The sequence below is a fragment of the Candidatus Flexifilum breve genome (assembly GCF_016713355.1).
Genome location: NZ_JADJPI010000037.1, coordinates 608,432 through 629,618, shown reverse-complemented (window position 1 = coordinate 629,618; position 21,187 = coordinate 608,432). Strand labels below are relative to the sequence as shown.

Annotated in this window: 18 protein-coding genes; 11 read left to right on the top strand and 7 right to left on the bottom strand. The window is 60.3% G+C overall.

What is annotated here, in order from left to right; translation table 11 throughout:
* Window positions 1-134: 134 nt before the first annotated feature.
* From IPK17_RS33785 to IPK17_RS33775, 3 genes are read left to right on the top strand one after another with little or no spacing between them, the layout of a single operon-like run.
* On the top strand, window positions 135-1,277 hold the full coding sequence (locus tag IPK17_RS33785) for a hypothetical protein (RefSeq protein WP_343422122.1): 1,143 nt from the start codon (window positions 135-137) through the stop codon (window positions 1,275-1,277).
* A gap of 54 nt (window positions 1,278-1,331) precedes the next feature.
* The gene (locus IPK17_RS33780; RefSeq protein WP_343422121.1) at window positions 1,332-2,639 is read left to right on the top strand and encodes an SH3 domain-containing protein; all 1,308 of its coding nucleotides are present in this window, start codon (window positions 1,332-1,334) and stop codon (window positions 2,637-2,639) included.
* Between the two features lie 14 nt (window positions 2,640-2,653).
* Window positions 2,654-3,409 (top strand): class I SAM-dependent methyltransferase, encoded by a 756-nt coding sequence (locus IPK17_RS33775; protein ID WP_343422120.1) that lies wholly within the window; start codon window positions 2,654-2,656, stop codon window positions 3,407-3,409.
* A gap of 52 nt (window positions 3,410-3,461) precedes the next feature.
* Here the strand turns inward: IPK17_RS33775 and IPK17_RS33770 are convergent, their stop codons facing one another.
* A complete protein-coding gene (locus IPK17_RS33770) occupies window positions 3,462-5,744 on the bottom strand; it encodes a glycoside hydrolase family 3 C-terminal domain-containing protein (protein ID WP_343422119.1) in 2,283 nt (760 codons plus the stop codon).
* A 174-nt stretch (window positions 5,745-5,918) separates the two neighbouring features.
* Between IPK17_RS33770 and IPK17_RS33765 the strand changes: the two genes are divergently transcribed.
* The 5 genes from IPK17_RS33765 (at window position 5,919) to IPK17_RS33745 (ending at window position 9,356) form a co-directional block, all read left to right on the top strand.
* Window positions 5,919-6,512, top strand: a complete 594-nt coding sequence (locus IPK17_RS33765; protein ID WP_343422118.1) for an FMN-binding protein — start codon at window positions 5,919-5,921, stop codon at window positions 6,510-6,512.
* Between the two features lie 178 nt (window positions 6,513-6,690).
* Window positions 6,691-7,230 (top strand): DUF4405 domain-containing protein, encoded by a 540-nt coding sequence (locus IPK17_RS33760; protein ID WP_343422117.1) that lies wholly within the window; start codon window positions 6,691-6,693, stop codon window positions 7,228-7,230.
* 22 nt (window positions 7,231-7,252) lie between these two features.
* Complete coding sequence (locus tag IPK17_RS33755; protein ID WP_343422116.1) at window positions 7,253-7,972, top strand: hypothetical protein; 720 nt, start codon at window positions 7,253-7,255, stop codon at window positions 7,970-7,972.
* 56 nt (window positions 7,973-8,028) lie between these two features.
* Entirely contained in the window at window positions 8,029-8,616 is a 588-nt protein-coding gene (locus IPK17_RS33750; RefSeq protein WP_343422115.1) for an FMN-binding protein, read from the top strand.
* The gene (locus IPK17_RS33745) at window positions 8,613-9,356 is read left to right on the top strand and encodes an FAD:protein FMN transferase (protein ID WP_343422114.1); all 744 of its coding nucleotides are present in this window, start codon (window positions 8,613-8,615) and stop codon (window positions 9,354-9,356) included. The genes IPK17_RS33750 and IPK17_RS33745 overlap by 4 nt, the downstream gene beginning before the upstream one ends.
* A gap of 295 nt (window positions 9,357-9,651) precedes the next feature.
* On the opposite strand, the gene IPK17_RS33740 is transcribed toward IPK17_RS33745, so the two are convergent.
* Both IPK17_RS33740 and IPK17_RS33735 read right to left on the bottom strand, forming a co-directional pair.
* Window positions 9,652-11,001 (bottom strand): sensor histidine kinase, encoded by a 1,350-nt coding sequence (locus tag IPK17_RS33740; RefSeq protein WP_343422113.1) that lies wholly within the window; start codon window positions 10,999-11,001, stop codon window positions 9,652-9,654.
* Between the two features lie 4 nt (window positions 11,002-11,005).
* Window positions 11,006-11,692, bottom strand: coding sequence for a response regulator transcription factor (locus IPK17_RS33735; RefSeq protein ID WP_343422112.1), 687 nt, complete (start codon window positions 11,690-11,692; stop codon window positions 11,006-11,008).
* Between the two features lie 502 nt (window positions 11,693-12,194).
* Between IPK17_RS33735 and IPK17_RS33730 the strand changes: the two genes are divergently transcribed.
* Entirely contained in the window at window positions 12,195-14,750 is a 2,556-nt protein-coding gene (locus tag IPK17_RS33730; protein ID WP_343422111.1) for a PAS domain S-box protein, read from the top strand.
* A 6-nt stretch (window positions 14,751-14,756) separates the two neighbouring features.
* Here IPK17_RS33730 and IPK17_RS33725 read toward each other — a convergent pair whose 3' ends face one another.
* Window positions 14,757-16,787, bottom strand: coding sequence for a hypothetical protein (locus tag IPK17_RS33725; RefSeq protein WP_343422110.1), 2,031 nt, complete (start codon window positions 16,785-16,787; stop codon window positions 14,757-14,759).
* Window positions 16,788-17,079: 292 nt separating this feature from the next.
* Here IPK17_RS33725 and IPK17_RS33720 point away from each other — a divergent pair, with 292 nt between their 5' ends.
* Window positions 17,080-17,481 carry a VOC family protein gene (locus IPK17_RS33720; protein ID WP_343422109.1) on the top strand — a complete coding sequence of 134 codons (402 nt, stop codon included), beginning with the start codon at window positions 17,080-17,082 and terminating at the stop codon, window positions 17,479-17,481.
* Here IPK17_RS33720 and IPK17_RS33715 read toward each other — a convergent pair.
* Entirely contained in the window at window positions 17,478-18,362 is an 885-nt protein-coding gene (locus IPK17_RS33715; protein ID WP_343422108.1) for a cyclase family protein, read from the bottom strand. The genes IPK17_RS33720 and IPK17_RS33715 overlap by 4 nt on opposite strands.
* Before the next feature lie 132 nt (window positions 18,363-18,494).
* On the opposite strand from IPK17_RS33715, the gene IPK17_RS33710 reads away from it, so the two are divergent.
* Window positions 18,495-18,986 carry a c-type cytochrome gene (locus IPK17_RS33710; RefSeq protein WP_343422107.1) on the top strand — a complete coding sequence of 164 codons (492 nt, stop codon included), beginning with the start codon at window positions 18,495-18,497 and terminating at the stop codon, window positions 18,984-18,986.
* Window positions 18,987-19,049: 63 nt separating this feature from the next.
* Here the strand turns inward: IPK17_RS33710 and IPK17_RS33705 are convergent, their stop codons facing one another.
* The gene (locus IPK17_RS33705) at window positions 19,050-19,979 is read right to left on the bottom strand and encodes an ABC transporter permease (RefSeq protein WP_343422106.1); all 930 of its coding nucleotides are present in this window, start codon (window positions 19,977-19,979) and stop codon (window positions 19,050-19,052) included.
* Window positions 19,976-20,947 (bottom strand): ABC transporter permease, encoded by a 972-nt coding sequence (locus tag IPK17_RS33700; protein ID WP_343422105.1) that lies wholly within the window; start codon window positions 20,945-20,947, stop codon window positions 19,976-19,978. Before IPK17_RS33700 ends, IPK17_RS33705 begins: the two co-directional genes overlap by 4 nt.
* Between the last annotated feature and the right edge of the window lie 240 nt (window positions 20,948-21,187).

The following is a 21,187-nucleotide window of genomic DNA, read 5'->3' as shown; positions in this document are numbered from 1 at the left end:
AGCGCCTAGTCAAAACCTCAATTGACAGGTTTCTATTCTTATCTACACTATGGCATGTAATAGTTGTCATGCGTGGTTGACCCACGGCCTGAAAACTTGTCCGCGTAACCCATCTAGTTCATTGAGACCATCCTGTGAAATCATTGCTCACGCGCCTATTGGCTCTTGCCCTTGTCCTCGTTTTTTCCGTCCCGGTCAGCCTGCACGCCCAACTCATCGAAGGCCGCGTCGTCGCGCCGACCTTGAATGTGCGCAGCGGCCCTACCAGCCATGCTGAAAATGTGATCGGCCAGCTCTCGGTCGATGCGCTCGTGTCGATTGAGGGACGCAACCCCGCGGGCGATTGGTTCTACATCCGCGCGGAAGGCAGCGGCCTCGCGGGTTGGGCGGCGTCCGGCTTCATCGCCTACATTCAGGATCAATACAGCGCCATCCCGGTGCTGACCGAAGCGCCGCCGGCAGTTGCGGTGGCGAGCGGCGACACAGTCAGCACGGGCTCGGCGGATCTCATCATGCAGACGCCGATCTTCAGCAACTTCACCACCAGCACCGTCTACAACACATTCAACCGCGGGCTGCGCCTCGGCAACAACCCACACGTCTTCATGAAGGTTGGCGACAGCGTCAGCGCGACGCAGCCGTTCCTGTACGGCTTCGGTGGGCCGGGCTACAACCTCGGGCCGTATGCCGACCTGCAGGCGACGATCGATTTCTTCTCCGTCTCGCCCGTGCGCGACGTATCGAACTCGTTTGTGCGCACCAGCGTGAGCGCGGTCAACGGCTTTGTCTCCGGCGCGGTCTTCGACGGTACCTGGTCGCCGGAATACTGCAGCGGGCTCGTGCCGCTGGAATGCGAATATGACATCCTGCGTCCCAGCGTGGCGATTGTGCTGCTCGGCGGTCAGGATGTGCGGCTGTTCGACGCGGGTTTCTTCGAGACCAACATGCGCCGCATCGCCGTTGATCTCAAAGCGCTCGGCGTGATCCCGGTCTTTACGACCTTCCCCATGCACGCCAGCTACCGGCTGGATCAGACGATCCAGTTCAACAGCATCGTGATCAACCTCGCCAACGAACAGGACATCCCGCTGATCAACCTCTACCGTGCGCTGCAAGACCTACCGGACGGTGGCGCGAAGTCGGATGATGTCGTCCACCTCACGCAGGGGCCAGACTACTTCAACTTTGACGGCTCAGAAGCGACGTACGGCGTGACCCTCCGCAACTTGCTCACCCTGCAAGCATTGGATATGCTTCGGCGCGACGTTTTGCAGTAAGCATAGTGTGCCACCCGCCGCCTGAATCCGGCGGCGGGTGCCTGACAGGGTCCCATGTTCGCTCTCAAATCATCCCTTCGACAACTGGTGCTGATCGCCCTTCTCGTGTTGAACGGATGCCAGATCACGCAGGTGGCGGTCACGCCCGTCGAGCCAACGCCGCCCCCGACTACGCCCGCCGTCCTCCCGAGCCAACCCCCGACCGCGATGTCCGTGATTGCCACACTGACGCCGTCAATGACGCCCACGACGACCGCCACCCGCACGCCAACCGCGACCCGGACGCCGACGTTCACCCCGACGGCCACGTTCACGCCGACGCCCGATGTCCCCGACGCAGAAGTGCTGGAAATCGGTGAAGGGCTGCGCGTGCGCTCCGAACCGGGGCTGTCGGCGAGCGTCGTGGAGAACCTCGCGGCGGGCACACAGTTGAACATCATCGGGCGCACAGGCGATGGCGGTTGGTATCAGATCATCACGCCGGGCGGCGCGACGGGTTGGGTGTGGGGCAATTACCTGCGCTTCCTGACCGATGTGAGTGCTGTTCCGGTCACAGGCGAAGCGCTGCAAGCGCCGACCGTGCCCGCCGCCAACAACAGCGGGTCGATCTCGGGCGTATCGAGCAATGCCCGGCTGATCTTCGAACGCGGGCAGCAGTTAGGCAACCGCCGCGACGTGTTCTCGAAAGTCGGCGACAGCCTGACCGTGGCCACGTTTGTGCTCTACCCGATCGGTTGGGGCGCGTACAACCTTGGCAGCTACCAGCATTTGCAGTCGGCGATCAACTTCTTTTCGTCAACCACCGCGCGCGAAGGCAACTCGTTCGCCAATATCTCACTCTCTGCTGACAACGGCTGGACGACGCGCGACATCCTTGATCCCGGCCATGCGCGGGCGGGTATCTGTCAAGCGGGCGAAACGCCGCTCGAATGCGAATACCGGGTGGTGCGGCCGTCGGTCGCGCTGATCCTGATCGGAACCAATGACGTCGCCAACGTGCCGCTCGACGAGTACCGTACCAATTTGCAGCGCATCGTGCAGATCAGCCTGGATCGCGGCATCATCCCGGTGGTGAGCACGATTCCCAATCGTCTTGGCTTCGACGTTGCGCCATTCAATCAGGCGGTCACGGTGATCGCGCAGAGTAACGACATTCCGCTGTGGGACTATTGGAGCGCGATGCAGGTGCTACCGAATACCGGCCTGTCGCCGGACGGCGTACATCCGTCGTACCCGTCCGAGACGGATTTCGCGCAGTCGGCCAACTTCACGGGTGATAATTTGCAGTACGGCTATGTCATCCGCAACCTGACCGCGCTCGAAGTGCTGGACGCGGTGTGGCGCTACGTATTGTCGTACTGAGTCAGCGAGGCAGGATGAACGAACACGAACTGCTTAAGCAGTGGGAAGCGGAAGCGCAGGAACCATTTGCGGGGTGGGATTTCTCCCACTTGCGCGGGCGCTGGCACGAAGACGCGCCGCCGTGGTCGTATGAGGCGCTGGTGCGGGCGGCGCTGCCGGGCGCAGAGTCGCTGCTCGACATGGGGACGGGCGGCGGCGAAAAGCTGCTCGAATTCCGCGACGTGTTCCCGCCGCGCGTCTTGGCGACCGAAGGCTACGAGCCGAATATGGCCGTCGCTGCAGCGAACCTTGCCCCGCACGGTGTGCAGGTGCTCGCCTACGACGCCGAACGCGATCCCGCTCTGCCGTTCGCCGATGACAGCCTCGACCGCATTATCAATCGCCATGAAGCCTATGACGCTGCGGAGATCGCCCGCGTGCTGCGCCCGGGCGGCATCTTCTGCACTCAGCAGGTCGACGGACGCGACGCGCTCGACCTGTATTCGCTGTTCGGCGTGCAGCCCGCTTATCTGCACATCACACTCGGTCATCTGCAACCCGACCTTGAAAACGCCGGATTGATCATTCAAGCGGCCCAGAATTGGGCGGGCACGATGACCTTCGCCGATGTGGGCGCGCTCGTTTACTACCTGAGCGCCATTCCATGGAACGCCCCGCCCGATTTCTCCGTGCCGCGCTACAAGGATCAATTGCTGGCCTTGCACGCGCGCTCCCGGTTGGAGTTCACCATCCGGCGCTTCTACCTGCAGGCCGTCAAGCCCAAGTCGTGATCAGGATGTTGAGAGCGGGACACAGCCTCTAGGGCGTGTCCCGCCTCGGGGCTTACAACTGCGCGAGCAGACCCTCGACCACTTCGTCGGGCGACTTGCCGGGCACGCCGCCGACGAAACTAATTACGATGGGCAGCGGTAGATCGCGGAAGAAGACCTGCGGATCCGCGCCGAGGGTGTCGTTGTTCAGCCCACTTTCACCCTGACTGTAGAAATGGTCAAGCATCGGCTTCAGGATCGCGGCGCTGCGCGGGTGCTGCATCCAGTCGCCGACGGTGCTTTCGAGGTGCAGGCGCGGCTCAAACGGCGTCCCTTCGACCAGCTTGACCGTCTGGCGCAGGTGAATGGCCGCCGCCGAACTCCCAACGAGCAGTTCAAACTCGCCCGCATCGGCGATCCACTGGCTGTAAGTCGGGTCATAGTAGCTGAAAGCCCGGCTGCCGAGCGTGAGCGTCACCGTCTTGGTCTCACCGGGTTCGAGCGCCACTTTCGCAAACGCCTTGAGTTCCTTTACCGGGCGGCGCAGACGCGCCACCGGGTCATGCACGTACAACTGCACAACTTCCTTGCCCACCCGCTTGCCCGTGTTGGTCACATCCACGCTGACCGTGATGGTATCGTCGATATTGAATTCGCTCTGCGACACGCGCAGCTGGCTGTAGGCGAACTGCGTATAGCTCAGGCCGTAGCCGAACGGGAACAGCACCGGGCGGTTGGTCGCTTCGTAGCCACGATAGCCAACAAAAATGCCTTCGCCGTAGCGCACGACGTCGCCGTCGCCGGGGAAGTTGAGGTACGCGGGCGTATCCGCGAGATCGAGCGGGAAGGTCTCGGTGAGGCGCCCCGCCGGATTCACCACGCCATACAACACATCCATCACCGCGCCCGCGCCCGCCTGACCGGGCAGCCACGCTTCCAACACCGCCGGAACCGAGTCGATCCACGGCACCATGTTGATTACCGAGCCGTTGTTCAGTACGACAACCGTGCGCGGCTGGACGGCAGCAACCGCCTTGATCAGCGCTACCTGATGCGGCGTCAGGTCAAGGTTGCCCCGGTCGTAGCCTTCCGATTCGATTTGCGCGGGAAGCGCGATAAACAGCACCGCGACATCAGCCTCGCGGGCTGCCGTAACCGCATCGTTGATCAGCACCTGATCGATGAACGGTTTGGAGTTGTCGCCCTCGGTGAAGCTAACTTCGGCGCGTTCCTTGATGAGTTCGAGCGGCGCATCGACCTTGGTCGAGTTGACGTGCGAACTGCCCCCACCCTGATACACCGGGGTGAGCGCCGCGCGTCCGATGACAGCCACGGTTTCGTTCCCGGTCAGCGGCAGCAAATCGCCTTCGTTCTTGAGCAGCACAATCGCTTCCGAGGCGATCCGCCGTGCGAGGGCGTGATGGCCTTCGATGTCGAGCGTGCCCGTCTTCGGCGTGGCCTGTGCGCGCAGGATGATATTGAGCAGGCGTTCAACCGCGCGATCCAGCGCCGCGACATCCAGTTCGCCGCTGTTGACTGCCTCGACAATGCGTTGGAGGTTGTGCGGCGCTGGCCCCGGCATCTGCAGATCGAGTCCCGCCTCTACCGACGGTACACGGTCGCGTACTGCCCCCCAGTCGGAGACGACGAAGCCCTCAAAGCCCCATTCATTGCGCAGAATCTGCGTCAGCAGGTAAGGATGTTCCGAGCACAGCGTGCCATTGACGCGGTTATACGCGCACATGACCGTCCACGGCTTCCCCTGCTTGACCGCGATTTCGAAACCTGTCAGGTAGATTTCGCGCAGGGTGCGTTCATCGATCTCGGAGCTGACCGTAAAGCGCCGCGTCTCCTGATTGTTGACGGCGAAGTGCTTGAGCGACGTGCCGACGCCCTTGCTCTGCACACCTTGAATCAGCTTGGCGCTGAGTTCGCCCGCCACAACCGGATCTTCTGACAAGTACTCGAAGTTGCGCCCGCACAGCGGCGACCGCTTAATGTTAATGCCCGGGCCGAGCAGTACGTCCACGCCAAGCGCGATGCACTCATCGGCAAGCGCCTGCCCGAGTTCGTAGAACAGGTCTTTGTCCCACGTCGCTGCGACCGCCGCCGCGACCGGGTAACACGTTGCCGGGAGACTCCCGGTCATCATCGACGTGATGTCGGACGAGCGGCGCACCCCATGCGGCCCGTCAGAGACCGTCATCGCCGGGAGGCCGAGGCGCGGCACCGCGAACGTTTGCCACGGGGTCGCGCCGATGATGAGCGCGGCTTTCTCCTCCAGCGTGAGCTGGCTGAGGATAGATTGAACTTGATCAGAGGCCATAAGTTTTCTCTTTGCTGAACTGTACTGCAATTTAATCGTTGTGAAGTTTAACCCTCTGTCAGTCTAGTCTGCCACCCGTCTTTCGAACTTAGTTTGTGAAAATCAGGTGTACCATTACGAGTGGTTATTATGCTTCGGTTGTGCAGACGATCGGCATGTAACCGTACCGCTGTAATCACACTTAGCCGCGAGGAACACAAGCCCATGAAGCGAGCCCAACGTAAATATTGGAAGAGCAATGCCCTTGGTGCGTCTTTCTTGGTGCTAACGGCAGTGGCAGGTTGCAGCGATATTGACACGGATACTCAAGAACCAACGGTACAGATCGATGCCACGTCACCAGAACCAAGCTCGGAAACGGTACAGATAACGGAACAACCTTTAGACGAAGTGGGCACCAACCCGGGAACAATTGAACATGTCCCGACGCAGTCGGCACAGAGCGAACAAACTCAGCCGAACGTCACAGTAGAAGGTTCTGACTATTACGATGGACAGTACTATGGGGATGCCGTTAGTGCAGATCAGTGGGGTATGGTACAGGTTGTCGCTGTCATTGAAAACGGCGTACTGATAGATGTGCTCATTGCCGATTATCCACATAGCAACTACGAATCAACTATCATTAACCGTGTTGCCCTACACGCGCTGATAAGTGAAGCTATCGAGGCACAGGATGCCGAGGTTGATATTATTTCACGGGCGACTGACAGTAGCATTGCCTTCGTCCAATCGCTCGATTCTGCCCTGCTTGATGCTGCCATTGGTATGGACTTCCAAAATAACTCTGCGGGTTGATCTTCAAGCCCCTTGACCAAAATCTAGTCACCTTATTCCTGCAAATACCCAGTCTGACAACATTGCCAAGCTTCAACTTAAAACAGATTTAAGGATATTTGAGGCGCATATAACCATGCCCCACCGAGAAACGGCTAAAGTGATAGACGTAATCGCACAGCTAAACAGGAGCCAAGCCATGACGGCGACGCAACTTCTTCCACAGAAATCTATCGCTCAAGAGCGAGCGATCACCAAGCGCAAACTCAACAAGGTGAGGATCAACGTCTTCCTCGACCTGCTGCTCACCGGCGTGTTCATCGTTGAACAGGAAGAGCATTTCCTCGGCCTGCAAATGCACGAGCTCCTTGGTCTGTTCTTCGGCGCGGCGCTCATCCTGCACATCGTGCTGCACTGGGACTGGGTCGTCAACATTACCAAGACATTTTTCAAGATGCTGCTGCACGAATCACGCCTCAACTACGTGCTCAACCTCGTGCTGTTCGCGGACATGGCCTTCGTGACTATCAGCGGCATTCTGATCTCACGTACGCTCGGCCTCAGCCTCGGCCTCGCCGAAGACTTCACACGGACGCTGCAAACGCTGCATATGGTCGGCTCCGAATTCGTGCTGATTCTGGTCGCGCTGCACATCGCCATGCACTGGAAGTGGATCAAGACCAACGGCAGCAAGTATTTGTTCGGCTGGCTTCCGCGGCTCACGGCGCGGGCGAAGTAACGAGACACAGGAGCAGAACATCATGGCCCACACAGCCAAAAAACGCAGTGGCATCCGGGGATTTATCGTGCTCACGCTCATCGTCGCCGTGCTCGGCGGCTACCTGTGGTCGCAGGGCGACTTGATCAGCCCGGTGGAGACGACCAGCCTGCTCATCAACGTCTCGTCCGGCGACGCCGGGTTCGCGATGGTTGGCGAACGAGGTGCGCCACCCGACACGACTGTCAGCGACACCGCCACCACCGCAGCTGAAACCACCGTGGATACCAGCGTGGACGCCGAAGTTCAAGCGGAAACCACTACAACCGACGCTGCTGATGTGAGCATCACCTCTGAAACCGCCACGACGGGCACGCTCACCATGGACGAATTCGTCGCGCAGTTGGCCGCCGCCGGGGTCGATGTGGACGCCGTCAGCGCCAGCATGAGCGCCGAAGGCCGCAGCCTCGACAACCTGCTCGCGGTCGTCAACAGCGGGCGCACCACCGTCGCCGATCTCGCGGTACGGCTGAGCGGCCAAACGGTGGTCCGCGACACCGGCAGCACGGAAGACACCGCCCTCACGGTGCCGGAAGGCGGCGACGCTGGCAGCACTTCCCTGTTCGACCTGCGCTGGGATGAAATTGGCAGTGTCGCCTACAACCTGTGGTTCATCCTCGCCGTCACCATCGTTGTCATCGTCGTGGGGCGTCCCATCGGCTGGGTGATCAACCGCCTCAAGCGGACCCCAGCCCGCGCCTAAATCGCAGCCTTGTACTGTAATTTGCTCGTCACACACTCTAAGGAGAGAGAACTACCATGAAAGCAGCATTCCGCAAACACTGGAAGCGTAACGCGCTCGGCGCGTCGGCCCTCGCCCTTTCGACCATCATCGGCTACAGTGGCATCACGTCCGTCTCCGCCGATGCCACCGACCAGACGATCCCCACCACGCCGACTGCCCCGCAGGGACGCGGCGGTCGTGGCGGACGCGGCGGCGCGGATCACCACCTGCAGGGCATGAACCTGAACCCGCCCGCGGTCGAACTCGCCCCAGCGGAGTCCTCGGTCACGCCCACGCAGTCCACCGAATTGGCGCCCGGCGCGGAATACTATGACGGCCAGTACTATGGTGACGCGGTCAGCGCGGGACGCTGGGGCACGATGCAGGTCGTCGCCGTCATTGAAGACGGTGAGCTGGTCGATGTGCTGATCGCCAACTATCCGCGCAGCACCACCGAGTCGGACATCATCACCCGCAACGCGCTGCCCACGCTGATCAGTGAAGCGATCACCGCGCAGAGCGCCGATGTCAACTTCGTCTCCCGCGCCACCGACAGCAGCCGCGCCTTCGTCGCCTCGCTCGACTCGGCGCTGCTCGACGCCGCCATTGGCATGGATCTATGAAGCAGACCCGCTGGTTGATGGGCATGCCCATCACCGTGGAGATCGTCGACGCCTCGGCCACCGCCGGGGCGTTTGACGATGTCTACGCCTACTTCAACTATGTCGATCAGACGTTCAGTCCGTTCAAAGACACCAGCGAAGTGTCGCGGGTGAACCGGGGTGAACTGGCCCTCGCCGATACCTGCCACGACATGCAGACGATCCTCAAGCTGGCCGCGCAAACCACCGAGGAGACGCACGGCTACTTCGACATCTGGCACAACGGCACGTTCAATCCCTCGGGTATCGTGAAGGGCTGGGCGATTGACGAAGCCGCTTCCCTGCTCTACATGGAGGGCTTTCGCAACTTCTTTGTCGATGCGGGCGGCGACGTGCAGGTCTATGGCAGGAATGCGCAGGGCGAGCCGTGGACGGTCGGCATCTGCAATCCGTTCAACCTCCAGCAGATCGTCAAGAAGATCGCGCTGGATGAACGCGGCATCGCCACGTCTGGCTCGTACATGCGCGGCGCGCACATCTACAACCCGCGCGACGAGGCCGATCAGCTTGACGAGATCGTCAGCCTCACGGTGATTGGGCCGGATGTGCTGGAAGCCGACCGCATGGCGACCGCCGCCTTCGCTATGGGGCGTATGGGCGTGTACTTCATCGAGGCGCTGCCCGACTTCGAAGCCTACATGATCGACCGGAGCGGTCAAGCGACCATGACCACTCACTTCAGCGACTACGTCTGCGCGTGATGAGCGTGAACGACCACAACCCAGGCAGAAACAAACGGGACGTACGACGGTGCGCCCCGTTGGGCATCCCTACACAAATGCTCCGAGCGGTCGCCCCTTCCTGAATTCTGGGTGGAGAGAGGGTGGAGTCGGATACAGCGGACACGCAGAAGCGTGTCCCAGCGAGAAAGATGTCGTTGTGTAGGGACGCAATAAATAGCGTCCGCTGTTTCCAAATCGACTTCACATTCTTTTGCGGAGCTACCGGCAGCAGCCTCCTCCTCAGGAGAATATAGGGTTCGTGCTTCTAGCTGCCCTAACTCGGCAGCAGAATGGTCATCGTCGTGCCGTGACCGAGCGCGCTGTCCGCCGTGATCGTGCCTTTGTGTGCCTCGACAATTGACCGGGCAATCGCCAAACCCAGGCCAGATTCATCGCCGTCCGACGTTCGTGACGGATCAGCCCGGTAGAAGCGGTCGAAGATTTTGGGCAGGTCATCCGACGCAATGCCCGAACCGGTATCCGTGACCTTCAGCGCGACTTTATCGCCCTGTGGCGCGGCGGTCAGCGTCACCGAACCGCCTTCGGGTGTGTGGCGCAGCGCATTCGTGACCAGATTGCCCAGCACCTGCACCATGCGTTCGCTGTCGACCCACACGTGCGGCAAATCCGCGCTCACGCTGACCTGCAAGCGCACCGCTGCCGCGCTGGCGGCAGGCTGGAAAGCCTCGGCGATGCGCTCCAGCAGTTCACGCGGCGGCGTGGCTGCGCACAACAAGCGCAGTTCCCCCGCATCGGCCAGCGAGAGCGTGCGCAAGTCTTCGACCAACCGCTTGAGCAGGTTCACTTCCTCGCTCATCGCCTGAAAGCGTTCGGGCGTTGGCTTGAGCGTGCCATCGCGCAGCGCCTCGACATAGCCGCCGATCACGGTGAGCGGCGTGCGCAGATCATGCGCGATATCGGCGGTCATCTGCTTGCGCAGTTGATTGGCGCGGTACAAGTTACTGCTCATCTCGTTGAACGTGCGCGCCAGAATGCCCAGTTCATCTTTCGTGCGAATCTCAACCTTCTGATCGAGATCGCCGGAGTGCATGGCGGTGATCGCCCGCGTGAGTTCGGACAGCGGACGCAGAAATTGACGGGAGAGCAGCAGGCCAATCACCAGCGCGGTTGCGCCCGCGCCGACCGCGCCAATCAGGAGTGCCTGCGTCGTCGCGGTAATGTATTGGCGTTCGCGCGGGTCGAGGGCGGGCGGCGGCTGGGCTTCCAGCACCGTCCCCACCCGCACCCCATCGATGAGCAGCGGCGTGCCATTCGCCAATATGAACGCATCGATCGTTTCGCCGACGCGAAATGGCCCATGCCCCACGACGATGGTGTTATTTTGATCGGCCAATGCATACTGATCGGGAAAGCGAAAGCGGTCTTGCGGAGCATCGGCGGCGCTGCCCGTCCGCAGCCAGCCCTCCAAGCCAGCCCATGTCTGATTCGTCTCGTAGTAGGTCGTCACATTCTCCATGAACAGCGCCCGCGCCTGATCGCTGCGCAGTTGATCGTAGGCACTGGAGGTCGTGCGATAGGCGAAAATGCCGACGAGGATCACGCCCAGCAAGCTGGTGATCACGAGGGTCATCGTCCACTTAAAGGCGAGCGAGCGCCACATCATCGGGCTAATCCCCTTCATCACGGAAGCGATACCCCACACCGAACACCGTTAGGATGTACTGCGGATGCGCCGCGTCCGGTTCAATTTTGGCGCGCAGATTCCGCACGTGCACGTCGACCGTGCGCTCGACATTTTCGAACAGGTCGCCCTTCAGGCGTTCCAGGAGCTGCGTGCGCGTGAAGACCTGCCCCGGCGCGCTCATAAACACGATTAACAAATCAAATTCCGAAGGCGTGAGATCAATTTTGCGACTCTCGACCCGCACCACGTGGGTCCCTTTGTCGAGCGTGACCTCGCCCACGCGCAGCACATCCGTGGTCGGTGTGGGCTCCGCCGTGCGCCGCAGCACCGCGCGAACACGCGCGACCAGTTCCGCCATGCCAAACGGCTTGGTGACGTAGTCGTCCGCGCCCAATTCCAGACCGATGACTTTGTCGGTTTCCTCCACGCGCGCCGTCAGCATGATGACGGGTGTCTGCCGTTCCTTGCGGAAGTGGCGCATGAATTCGAGACCGTCCATTTCCGGCATCATGATATCCAGCAGTACGAGGTCGGGCTTTTCGTGCCGGGCGACATACAGCGCTTCGCGGCCATTCCGCGCCGTCACAATCCGGAAGCCATTTTCCGTCAGGTAGTCGGTCAGCAGCCGCAGCGCATTGAGTTTGTCATCGACGATCAGGAGAGTTTTCACCGCGCTATCCTTTCATCTGCCGCCGCAGTCCCCGCCGATTAAGTGGGCAGCATGGGCCGCGACAGGCTGTTGTTTTCGTAGTTCCTGTAAAGGTAAGTAATTCGTATTCAGAACCTGTTCAGAGCGGGTTAAGACTGCGGCAATTCCGCCCGTGGAATCTGTCCGTGCTTGGCGCAACCATAAAAGGGTCGCAGACACTTGACCTTGACGCATCGCCGACATTAATTTAGACTGCAACATGAATTAACGCACTCTACATTTATCATCAATTAATTATTCTGACAGTAAGGCTTTACGACTGTCAATTGAGTTGCGCGTTATAATAGATCTGATCGCAGCCACCAGTTATTCTTATGCTGGCACTGTAACACTGGTTCGCACAACTTTTACTACCCTTCAACCATCGCAGGCCAAGATGAAGATTGCCGCCGCCCAATTGATTGTCCGCCATAACCATCGTATTCCGCATCGTGTCAGACAGGCGCCATCGGATAACGCTTGGATGCAGCGGCAGATTATCGACCACACTCCGGAAAGCCTGACGCTGGTCGACGCGCTTCAACCTGACCTCCCCATCATCTACGCGAATCCCGCGTTCGAAGCGCTTACCGGTTACCCCATCGCCGAAATCATCGGCAAGAACTGCCGCTTTCTTCAGGGGACTGACCACGACCAGCAAGAATTAGCCACCCTGCGCGCGGCGCTCCAAGCCGGGGAAGCGTGTGTGGTCACGCTGCGCAATTATCGCAAAGATGGCAGTCTGTTCTGGAATGAGCTGCACATCACCCCCATTCGCGACCCGCACGGGCAAGTTACGCACTTTCTCGGCGCGCAGAAAGATGTGACCGAGCGCAAGTGGGCGGAAGTCGCCGTCGAACTGAGCAACCAGCGCTACTACCAAATCTTCGACCGCGCCAGCGCGGTCAAGCTGATCATTGACCCGGGATCCGGCACCATCGCGGATGCGAATCTGGCCGCCGCCGCTTTTTACGGGTACCCGCGTGAACAACTGCAAACGATGTCTATCCGCGATCTCAACCCGTATGCGGAAACCGAGGTTAGCACGACCCTCCTCGCGGCTGAGCGCAGTGAGCACGGTTATTTTGAGACGCGCCACCGGCTCGCGTCCGGCGAAATGCGCGATGTCAATGTGTATGCCACCCCCGTCGACACACCCGAAGGCCGCGTACTGTACCTGATCGTGGTCGACGTGACGCACAAGCGCCAGTCCGAGCTGCGCTATCGAGCGCTGTTCCGGCAGTCGAACGACGCCGTGTTCATTGTCGATCTCAACGGCCAGCATCTCATGGTGAATCAGCGCGCCGCGGACATGTTCGGGTATACGGTCGAGGAGCTCAGCCGCGCGACCTATCGCGATGTCGTGTATCCGCAGGATTACCCGGATACGCTGGCGTTCTACCAGCGCCTGATCGATGGTGAACAGATTACGCCGTACGAATGTACACTGCGCCACAAGAATGGTCAGCCTGTGACCGCCGAAATCAACATTGAGGTGGTTCGCGATACGGATGGCCGTCCGGTGCATTTCCAGAGCATTCTGCGCGATGTCAGCGAACGCAAACTGCTGGAAGCGGAGCTCAACCAGCGCTATCAGGAACTCGATGGCTTCTTCTCCGTGGCGCTTGACCTGCTGTGCATCGCCGACAACAACACCGGCACCTTCCTCAAGGTCAATAAATCATGGGAAGCCACCCTCGGCTACCCTTTGGATGAGATGCTGAGTCACCCGTTCCTCGACTTTGTTCATCCCGACGACATTCAGCCCACGCTCGACGTCGTCGAATATCTGCGCCAGCAAAACGACTTACTCCACTTCACGAATCGCTACCGCCGCGCCGATGGTACCTACTGCTACATCGAATGGCGCGTCCATCCGGTCGGCGACATTCTCTATGCCGCCGCCCGCGACATCACCGAACGCAAGCGGATGGAAGATGATCTACGCCAGAGCGAAGCCAAATACCGACTGCTCGCCGAAAACACCTCGGATGGTCTGCTGGTCTTTGATGCAACGCTTGGACAAGTCACCTATGCGTCGCCCGCTTATGATCGGCAAAATGGCCGTCAGCCCGGCGAATTCATTGGCCTCGACCTGAGCGAAGCAATCGGCAATTTGAATCCGGATGACCGCGTGGCAGTCATGACGGCATTCGCCGATGCCGTACGCCAGCAAGCCGAAACGGCGACCTATACCTACCGGATCGTGCTGGCATCGGGTGAGTATTCTTGGCGCGAAGACAGTGCCCGCTTCAACTATACGGCGGATGGCAACCTCAAGACGATGTACGTGATTTCGCGCGACATCAGCGAGCGCAAGCAGGCGCAGCAGCGAGAATTTGATCTCGCGCTCGAACGTGAACGAGTGCATCTGCTCACCACCTTCGTGCAGGATGCCGCGCACGAGTTCCGCACCCCCTTATCGATCATCAGCACCGGCACCTACTTGATGGCACGCAGCGATGACGCCCAGCGGCGCACGCTCAAAGCGGAACAAATTCACGGTGAAGTCGGGCGCATTACCGAGCTGGTCGACATGCTGCTGCTCATGGCGCGGCTCGAAAGCACGGATTTGCAGCGGTTTGCGGCGGTTGACGTCAGCAGCCTGATTATGGCGGAGGCGCAGCGGGTCGCGCTCACAGGTGGGCAGGGGCCGCGCCTGAAGTTGAGCCTGCCCGATGGGCTGCTCACGATCTCCGGCGACGCCGAGCATCTGGCCCATGCTTTCTATCAAGTGCTCGACAACGCCTTCCGCTTCACCCCCGCCGAGGGGGCGATCACCGTGTCCGCACAGTGGGTCGAAGGCCAGATCCACATTGACATCAGCGATACGGGCATCGGCATCAGCCCGGAGGATTTGCCGCACATCTTCGAGACGTTCTGGCGGCGGGATAATGCGCACACTACGCCCGGTCTGGGGTTAGGTCTGCCCATCGCCCACCGCATCATCGGGCATCACGGTGGGCGCATCTGCGTAACGAGCGCGCTCGGGCAGGGAACATCCGTTACGATTACCCTGCCCGCTGCAGCGGAACGCTAACCCGGCCTAAGGCGTAAACGTAAACTGCATCAGGCAGAAGTCACCGCTGGGGTTGAAGCTGTTAAACGAGCCGGTGACGGTGCCATCGTCCATGACCTGCGACAGACTGAGTGACGCCCCTGAACCGTCATCCTTGAAGTCCATGTAGACCCAGTTGCCGCCCTGATTCGTCAGCAGATAGCTGGTATCGGCTGTTTCAATCACCACACCATCCGCGGTGGTTGTCAGCGTCGCCTCAGTAAAGGTCAGTACGGTCGGCAGCAGAGCTTCCGGGCATTCTAGACCGGGGATCGGCGCCCATGTCACCGTGTAACTGCCTTCGGGCACGACCAGCGTTTCGACCGTGCCACTGTCCGCGCTGCCCATATCGGGCGTCGGCGTCGGCTCTGCCGCTTCCATACCGGGCACGGCGATGTCGATCATCGCATAGCAGATATTGCCCGAACCATCTTGCTGTGACCAACTGATATTGCCTGTGCCATCCGGTTCGATGTACACGAAGATGTCATAGCGCGGACTGGCGTCGTTGCCGCTGTCGTATTGATACATGCCATCGCCCAGGCTGTAGACGACCTGCGTCCCTGTCCCGTAATCGAGCAGCAGACTGCCATCGTCCTGCACGTCGATGTTCACCTCAGCGAACTGCGGTGGCGTGTTGACGTCACCACACACCTGCGGGTCGGTGTACTGCGGTTCACCGGCCAGGTACAGCCCGCGGATGATCGGCGCAGGTTCAGTCATGATGGGCGCGGGCGTCGCATTCGGGTCGGGCGTTCCGGCGACCGGTGTGGAAATCGGCACGGGCGTCTCAATTGAGATCAACGCCGGGCACACCGACTCATCCGCGGTCACGAGTTCGAGATTGAACGTCCCTTCTCGGGTGCAGCCGCCCTCTTCCTGATCGACAATGTGCACTTCGATGAGGTCAGGCGCGACGACGCGGTATTCGGTCGTGATCGTCCGCTGCATGCTGCCGATGGTCGCGCCGCTGCTGTTGCGTATGACTTCCTGCATCACCAGCGGCTCTTGGCTGTAGATGCTGCCCGTTCCCGGTAGATAAGGATGTGTCCCACCCGACCACGTGATGAACGGCAGCCCGCCCGGATTAGCGTAACCGCACAGCGGCTGACCGGGATCTTCTTCGCCTTCGCCAAAGCCCATGCCGCCGTTATCACCGCTCGTGTCGATGCACTGACCGCTGGTCACCATCTCGAAAGGTTGGACGCGCCAATTGCCATTGATGGGCAGCAGTGACGACGGGACTTCCCAGATGATGAGGTTATCCATATGCTGCCTCACGAGGTTCGGGTGGCGCACACCGCTTTGGTTGATCGCCTGCCGCGTCGCATTGCTGACCGAACGGCGCACAGTCGCCGGATCTTCGTTCTCCACAGACGCAACATACTGTGCAACGGCATGGGAGACCGCTTCCGCCCGTGGATCGATTACGGGCTGCGCGTTCAGCGAGTCGACGTAGCGTGAGTATTCATCGACGGCGGCTGAAATCGCTTCAGCGCGCGGATCGCGCGGAGCTTCAGCTTTCAGCGAATCCACATAGCGGCTGTACTCATCCACCGCATCCGAGATAGCCTGCGCGCGCGGGTCGAGCGGTTGCACTGAGCCAACTTCTTCGAGGTCGCGTCCATACTGGTCGACCGCGTCTGAAATGATCTGCGCGCGCACGTCGATCGGCGCATCCGCGCCCGCCTGTTCCATCTGCTGGTTGAACTCGCCAACGTGCTGATCGAACTCTGCGAGCCACGCATCGACCTCCGGGCCAAAATCATCTGCCCGACTCATCGATTGGCTGTAGTTCGTGACCTCCTCGTAGAGCGCCACGGCCAGCGACTGCTCGACGGGTTGAATCGATTGGTTGCCGTTCGGAAACCCGCTGGCGCTCGCCTGCTGATCAAGCGCGTTGGCAAACAACTCGACTGTCAGCGCGGACTGGGCGAAGCCACTGCTCAACGTCAGCAGCACGACCAGCAGTAATCCCGCGCGTACAATCCCTACCGCATACTTTGAGATTCCCTGCATTGTTCCCCCTAAAACCGGTGAGCAGTACCGTAATCATCACAAAGCCACATGCCACCGCAGCCCGCGGGTGCGCTGGGGAATGATTGAAGATGAAGTTAGTCAGGTGACAGAGCGGCGGTGTGGCCTGTGGCAAAAATCCTGTTCGATCATAGGCAGGTACGACTTATGTGTCATCAGGCTTTTGTCGGAGAAATCAACGCGCGTTCCGACCGAGGTGACCTGCCAATGAGTGCACATTTGTTCGGATTACAGGCTATAATTGAATCGGTTTTGGCTACAAGGAGTAGATCACATGCCCCCGAAACTTGATCTCATCGGCATCATCGTGCGCGATATGCCCGCCGCCCTCAACTTCTACCGTCAACTGGGGTGGGATATCCCCGCCGCAATGGACACCGAAGGCCACGTCGAATATGTGCTGCCCAGTGGTTTGCGCATCGCCTGGGACACCCAGGAGGTGATCCGGATGTTTGAGCCGGATTGGCAGCCCCCGACGGGTTCGCACCGCGGGGGCATGGCTTTCCTGTGCGCCAATCCGGCGGAAGTCGACGCGCTCTACGCCCGGCTGACGGGCATGGGCTACGCGAGTCACAAAGCCCCGTGGGACGCCTTCTGGGGGCAGCATTACGCGCAGGTTGAAGATGCTGACGGCAACGTCGTCGATTTGTTCTGTCCGCTGGAGCAATCGAGCTAAACGCCCTGCAGCCGCGCAAACGCGCGCACGGGGAACGTCCCCATACCCGAAAACTTGGGCGGCACGGCGCTAAACGTGAATCCGGTGTCTGGCAGCCGCCCCAGCTCACACAGATGCTCGCAGATCAAAATCTCATGGGCGAGAAGCGTCGTGTGGACGGGTCGCGTATTACTGCGCGTATCGTCGATGTTATGCGAATCGATGCCGACCAGCACCGCGCCCTGCTCGACCAGATACGCCGCGGCGGCAGCGGTCACATACGGGTGATTCTCGTAGTAAGCGGACGTGTTCCAGTGTTCCGCCCAGCCGGTATGCACCAACACAGCTTTCCCTCTCAGCGCTGCTCCGGCGAACGCCACAACATCGACGGCTAGTCCGCTCTGATAGGGTGCGCGGATGACCACGGCGGGCAAGTCGACAAAGCGTTCCAGATGCACCTGCGCGAGATCATGCCCGTGTGCGTAGCGGTGAAACGGCACATCGACATACGTCCCGGTGTTCGAGACCATCTCCAGTTTGCCGATCTGGAATTCCGTCCCCGGCGCATAGCGTGAGCGCGACTCCTCGCGTGAGAGATAATCGCAGATAATCGGCGCGGGCAGCCCCTTATACGTCACCAGCCCATCATGAATCGTGTGGCTCAGGTCGACGTACAGCCGTGCGGCCGGGCTGGTGCCGCGCTTGTGCGCCTCTTCGATGATGCGTTTATTGAGGATCTGCACCTGCTCGACCATGAGTAGGCGCAAATCGGCGATGATGTAGTCCGCCAGCGCCGCATCGGAAATCTCAGCGCCGACCAGATCCAGCCGAAAATCCTGCCCCTGTAAGCCGCCCCCGTTGCTGAACGTGAGCGCAAAGTCGAATTGAACGCGCTTATCCATACCACCTCCTGATTACCTTGAGAAACTAGAATCTTCCTCTTTATGTCCGACTGGTGGAATTCTGCGCATTCGCCGCGCAAATCGCTATAATTACAGGCCAAACAAGCCATCAAAGAGAAGGAGCGGGAAACTATGCGCGGTCGACGAATGACAGGGATGCTGGTGAGCATGGCGCTGCTGCTCGCCGCCTGCGGTGGTGGAACTGACGCAAATACCACAGACAACACCTCAGCTCCGGCAGCTTCTTCTACCCCGGTGGTGAATGTGCCGACCTTCAGCTTCACACAGCCGACCGCGCCGCCCGCCGTCGCGACCGCCGCCGCGACCTTAGTGCCTGCTGGTGACGCGACTGCCGAAGCCAGCGCCCTTGACCCCGAAAAGGTCGAACGTGGACGCGGACGCTATGAAGCGTTGGAGTGCGCGAGCTGTCACGGGGCGAACGGCGAAGGCGTGACCGATCAAGGTGGGCCGCTGCTGGAATATGCCGCCACTGAAGCTGATTTCGTCACGTTTATGCGCTCCGGTGGCGAACTGGGCGTCGATCACCAGTACGCGACCAATCGCCTGAGTGACTCCGGCGCATCCAATCTCTATGCGTACTTACAATCCCTGCAAGGGGAGTAATCCTAAGATTTGCGGCTGTAGGGGCGCACGGCCGTGCGCCCCTACCAAGGGCAGAAATCACACTTAGCGGTGATCCGCGCGCTGCGGGTCGAGCGCCTCTTGCAAACCGTCCCCCACAAACGAGAACGCCAGCATCGTCAGCGCGACCATGATCGTCGGGAACAGCGCAATGTGATAGTACACGCGGATGAAGTTCCCGATCCCCGACCCGACCATTTTGCCCCAACTGGCGGTCGGCTCGGTGATGCCGATGCCGAGGAAGCTCAACCCCGCTTCCGCGAAGATCGCCAGCGGCACAGCAAACGTGAACGCTACGATCAGCGGTGACAACGTATTGCGCAGAATGTGGATGAAGATGATGCGCCAGTGCTGCGCGCCGAGCGACTGCGCCGCCATAACAAAATCGCGCTCGCGGTAGGTGATGAACTGTGCGCGCGTCAGGCGCGTCGGCTCAATCCACGCCGTGACCGCCAGCACGGCGATCACGTTCCAGATGCCGCTGCCGACGATGCTCAACAGGAACAGCGCGAACAACAGCGGCGGAATCGCCGTCGCCACTTCGACGATGCGCATGACGATGAAGTCGAACTTGCCGCCGAGATACCCCGCCAGCGCGCCTAACGGCACGCCAATCGCGAACGAGATCAGCGGCACCATCAAGCCGACGAGCATCGACGTGCGCGCGCCGAAAATCAGCCGGGTCAGGTAGTCGCGGCTGCTGCCATCGAGCCCCAGCACGTGCGCCGAATTCACGAACGGCAGCGTATTGGCGCGCAGCGTTAGGAAGACCTTGTCTACCTCGTACGGCGCGATCACATCCGCGAACACGGCCAACGTCAACAGGATCAGCAGGATGAATAGTCCGAACATCGCCAGCCTGTTGCGGCGGAAACGCCGCACGGCGTCTGTCCACAGTGACCGCTTGACCGTCTTCGGCGTGAGCGTGGCGATCTGTTCGCTGGGTTTGGTGCTCGAAGTTGTCGAGTTGCTCATCGTGCCGCCGATCCACCCAGCCGAATGCGCGGGTCAATCAAGGTATACAGAACGTCGGTGACCAAATACATGATGCCCCAGAAGAACGCCACCAGCAGCACCAACCCCATGATCATCGGGTAATCGCGGCTAAAAATGCTGGTCACGAAGAATTTGCCTAATCCCGGAATGCCAAACACGACTTCAATGAACAGCGACCCGGTGAGTAAATTCGGGATTTGCGGCAGCAGCACCGTCACCATGGGGATGGCCGCGTTACGCAGCACATGCCGGAACATGATATTGCGATCCGCCAGCCCTTTGGAACGCGCCGTGCGCACATAGTCCGCGCTCAGCGCATCGCTCACACTCGACCGGGTGTAGCGCGCCACCAGCGCCAGCGGCGCAAGCGCATACGTGATCACCGGGAGAAAATAATCTTTGGAGAGAATCGCGGGACCGCCCTGCCACAACGGACCGATAATCCACTGATTTTGCACACCCCAGCCATTTTGATAGCCGAAGATGAGCAGCAAAAACGTCGCGATGATGAAGTTCGGCAGCGTGATGCCGAGCGTCGCCAGAAACGTCACCCCATTGTCGAGGGGGCTGTTGCGGCGGTACGCGCTGACGATGCCCATCACAATGCCGAGCGTGAACGAGAGGCCAATCGTCAGGATGCCCACATGCAGTGTGATCGGCCACGTGCGCAGAATGACCTCAGTCACCGGCGGGTTGCCCGCCACCGCGAAGGAATTGCCAAAATCGAGTCGGACTGCGCCCAATAAAAAGTTGATATAGCGTTCGGCGAGCGGCTTATCCAGCCCGTACTTGCGTTCGAGGTTGGCCAGTGCATCCGGCGAATAGCCGCGCTCGCCTAAGCTGAACGGCCCGCCGGGGATGCTGTTCATCAGGACAAAGACGATGAGCGAAACCACAAACATCACGAAGAACAGGCTGATGATGCGGCGTATGAGGTATCCAGTCATGAAGTTTTCTTGCTATGTAAAGGGGCGATCCGGCTGCGAATCGCCCCTTGTCTGGTAAATTGGGTTACGCTCGGCAATTCCCATAAGTAGGGGCAAGGCATGAGCAAATTTAGAAACCCCTCACCCCCAACCCCTCTCCCACGCAAGCGGGGAGAGGGGCGGAACGGCGAGTCTGCTGTCTCCCCTCCCTGAATTCGGGGAGGGGCCGGGGGTGGGGTCGGAATCTGACCTTTTTCAACA